Raw genomic sequence first — 4149 nt, forward strand, 5'->3', positions numbered from 1 at the left:
TGGGGTTTCCCCATGAGCGACTGCCGTGGTTCCCCCCACTCGCGCTTTGCATCAAGAATAGAGCAAGGATTATGACCATAGTAAGCCTTGATTATCATAATTATTGAAATTAATTATCAATAGTTTGGAGAATACCCCCTATTTATTGATTTTTGCCCTTACCCTGCTTTTCTTAATTGCCAAACATGCTGATAATTGATCATTAGTAACTATAAATTCTGTAAGTTAAAAAGTTATGTAAAAACAAGTTAAGAACTATGTAGTAAAGAGCGTTAGCGCAGCGTGGCCTACGGCCAATCGCGTTTGTGTTGTTGTTCATTGAGGTAAACACTCCTGTAATTCAAGAAAGCCTATATATGTTAGTCATTCCCTGCCCTGCTAACCTCTTTCATGAGCCTAAAGAGTTACATCAGTTTCTCTTAGCCTGCCAGAAAAAATCTCAAAAACAAGGTATTGCCAAAATTGCCAGTATTTCTCAAGAAATTTCACCCCTCGACCCACTGGCGGTTTTTCAGGCAATTCGGGATAGAGCCGCCCCTTTTGCCGCCACCCCCGAGCCCCTACACTTCTATTTTGAAAATATAAGTAATCAAGAATCAATTGTTGCTATTGATGCGGCTGTATCCCTTAAGTTAGCTGGTGAACAACGGTTCTATAAAGCACAACAATTTATCGACTCATGTTTAGCTAACACCATAATTAGTGGTGAAATAGAGCAGCGATTGGCTGGACCTCATTTCTTCTGTAGTTTTACGTTTTTTGCTGACAAGTTTAATAGTAACAACCCTTTCCCATCTGCCACTATTTTTCTACCTCGCTGGCAAATTTCACTTTGTCAAAGCCGATGTGTAGTAGTGGCTAATCTTGAAATCAACTCTCAAGTTAATCTGGATTGGCTGGTCGAAAGCGTAGGTCGGCAGTTCAATCTAATCACCTCTTCTGGTCGTCTGCTCTACTGTTTTACTGGTAAGGCTAACCATCATGAATTTCTCAAGCAAGATTCAAAAAAAGCCAAAGACTTCAAATTATCGGTTTCATCAGCCTTAAAATCTATCCAAGCCAATCAATTTAGCAAAATTGTCCTTTCCCAAGCCGTCGATGTCGTCTCACCAATACCGTTTAATCTGGTAGATTCTCTGGACAATTTGCGCCATAACTATCCAGATTGCTATATTTTTTCGATCAGTAACGGCAAAGGCAAAAACTTTATTGGCGCTAGTCCTGAACGTCTGATTAGTATTTACGACCATCAGTTAGTGACGGATGCTTTAGCAGGGTCTGCTCCACGAGGTCAAACCCCAGCTGAAGATGCGGATTTGGCGAACCAATTACTTAGTAGTGAAAAAGAGAGACGTGAACATAACGCAGTGAGTGAATTTATTATCCAACGTCTTTGTCAACTGGGTTTGGAACTGGATTTTTCGCCATCTCCCCAACTGCTGAAACTGTCGAATATCCAGCATTTATGGACTCCGATTAAAGCAGCATTACCAGCTCATGTCAATCCCCTAGAGATTATAGCGAAACTGCATCCTACTCCAGCAGTGGCTGGTGTTCCTACCAAAATTGCTTGTGAGCAAATCCGACACTACGAAACCTTTGACCGTTCTCTGTATGCTGCTCCCCTCGGATGGATAGATTATCAAGGCAATAGTGAATTTATCGTTGGGATTCGGTCTGCTTTGATAGCAGGTAATCATGCTCGACTCTACGCTGGTGCTGGAATTGTTGCTGGTTCTGATCCCAATAAAGAACTGGCGGAAATTAACCTGAAGCTAATGGTGCTTCTTAAAGCCTTAGTTTAACCCTGTGTTCATTGGTCGTTGCTGTTGGATAATCAGTTAAAATAATTTCGATATCATGAATTGTAACAATTATAGCAATTCTTATAGCTATGAGGTACAAAGCGATCCCCCTAAATCCCCCTTAAAAAGGGGGACTTTGAGGTTAAAAAGCGTACCTCATAACTGCAATTAACGCGCTTATATTTGATAAATGCTATATAAGTTTCACTATGAGTTAAGAGGAAATCGAGAGCAACCACGGATTCTTTTTTGCCATGGATTCATGGGTAGCAGCCAGGAATTTGATGAAGCAATATCATTACTCTGTGAGGAATTTTGTTGTCTAGCTGTTGATTTACCTGGTCATGGTAAGACCAAAGTTTTAGGTGGGGATGAGTGCTACACTATGCCAAACACTGCTCACGCCTTAAAGGAATTACTAGAGCAGTTAAACTTTGAACCATGCTTTTTAGTTGGCTATTCTATGGGAGGTCGATTGGCTCTCTACATGACCCTTCATTTCCCCGAATGTTTTAGTAAAGTAGTACTCGAATCAGCATCTCCAGGGCTAAAGACTCAAGCAGAACAATTAAAGCGCCGTCAGCGAGATTTGCAAATTGCCGAAAAATTGGAAACTGGGGATTTATTGACCTTCTTATCAAATTGGTACAATCAGCCTCTGTTCAGCTCCCTCAAGCAGCATCCTAAATTTGAACAGATGATCAAGATTCGACAACAAAATAATCCTCTGGAATTAGCTAAATCTCTGCGTCATATCAGTACAGGATGCCAACCATCTCTGTGGGAATCACTCCAACATAATCAAGTTCCTTTGCTTTTGCTAGTTGGAGAGTATGATCATAAATTTAAATCGATTAACTCAGAAATAGTAACACTTTGTACAGAAGCTAATTTAAACGTCATTGCTGATTGTGGACATAACATCCATTTTGAGAACGTCAATGAATTTGTTAAAAATGTTAGACAATTTTTTTAGGGATTAGGAATTATAGCAAAGGTAACAGCGGATCTGGGAGTAGGAATTAGGGATTAAGCATTAGCGGGACTTAAAAGAAATTAGCCCCAAACAAAGCCTAAATCCTTGATTTAAGCTGCCAATACGTTCGTTTGTGTTTGGATCCATCGCCAAAAACCAAAAGACATTGCTGTCCGAAAAGCCTCCAACGTTTCCACAAACGTGGACTTGAGGTCGCAACCACTCCCTGAGTTCTTGCACAACCCGAAAGATACCTGGATGCCAGTAAAACTAAGTCTCGGTGCTGCTGACTTCTACTCGGTAGCCCTGCTGTACTTGGTAGATGCCTGCTTCAGTGACAGCATGAGAGATGACTTGGACTGGGGACTTTTGGGTTAGCATTTGATCAAGGTGAGAGGCTCCTTAATTGGAAAATACTAACTTATTGGATTTAGTGGCTGGTGGGCTGGCGATTGCTATCTTAATAAGTGGTCTGCTCATGCTATTTAAGGGCATATCGGCATTTGGAGACTTTCGGTAAGTAGCGATCGCCAAGGTAAAACCACGTTGGGGATTCAAGATAAAGCTACCTTAATACATGAAATTAGCAAAGGAAAAATTTTTGTTGAAAATCTAAAAAGAAATATCGAGAGAGCCAACCCAAGAGGAGGCAGCAACATCAAGGTAAAAACCGCACTATAAGAGAGCGGTAGTTGAGGGAAGTAAAATTCAGGTCGTCGTCCAAAGAACCATCCAAAACGTCTACCTAAATTCACAAACTCAATCATTATCATCCGAAAAGAAGCAATTTGAAAATCTGCACGATAGAGATAGCCATTATGCAAGTTTTCTACCTCTGATTTATGAAGCTTGTGAAGCTGTTTAAGCTCACTTCCAGTTTGATACATTTTCTGTAGGATAAGATTGTTGGCATTTGCTGCTCTTGCCTGTTCAGTTGCTGCAACAAAGTTTTCTGTGATTGGTTGACGGTAGAAAACTTTCTCTTCTGCATCCTCAACCAGTTCAGGTATAGGAATACTAGGATATGTAACTAGGGGCATCATCCTTTGCCATTGGGTATTAAGAATTTGAGTGTGCTTTAACCGCCCACTGCCACTACATGTACCACAAGTTTCATATTCTCTACGGGTTTTTGTATTACCTTCTGAATCAGTTTCAGTAACAGTTGTCATAACTTGCCCTGTTCCTCCACACCTCCAGCATGTTTCTACAACGTCCCATTGGCTAGGAAGCCAGAGCGGATCAATCCAATTCACATAGCCATTGGGAGGATGAAGAGGAAATAGGTCATAATCCCACATGGGTACAGCAGGACGCTGAAGTGGGCGATAGGTGCCAGAAGCACCACCAAGAGTGATATACCGCCGA

Annotated in this window: 3 protein-coding genes; 2 read left to right on the top strand and 1 reads right to left on the bottom strand. The window is 41.2% G+C overall.

Going from position 1 to position 4149, the window contains the following annotated elements; genetic code table 11:
• Positions 1-356 precede the first annotated feature (356 nt).
• Both F6K20_RS27055 and menH read left to right on the top strand, forming a co-directional pair.
• Positions 357-1805: an isochorismate synthase gene (locus tag F6K20_RS27055; protein ID WP_008187020.1), complete on the top strand. Its 1449-nt coding sequence runs from the start codon at positions 357-359 to the stop codon at positions 1803-1805.
• 190 nt (positions 1806-1995) lie between these two features.
• Positions 1996-2781 (top strand): 2-succinyl-6-hydroxy-2,4-cyclohexadiene-1-carboxylate synthase, encoded by a 786-nt coding sequence (gene menH, locus F6K20_RS27060; protein ID WP_008187019.1) that lies wholly within the window; start codon positions 1996-1998, stop codon positions 2779-2781.
• Between the two features lie 554 nt (positions 2782-3335).
• Here the strand turns inward: menH and F6K20_RS27065 are convergent.
• On the bottom strand, positions 3336-4149 hold an 814-nt coding region (locus F6K20_RS27065; RefSeq protein ID WP_287296707.1), incomplete at its 5' end, for a hypothetical protein.

This window comes from Moorena sp. SIO2C4, from assembly GCF_010672485.1.
Lineage (GTDB): Bacteria > Cyanobacteriota > Cyanobacteriia > Cyanobacteriales > Coleofasciculaceae > Moorena > Moorena producens.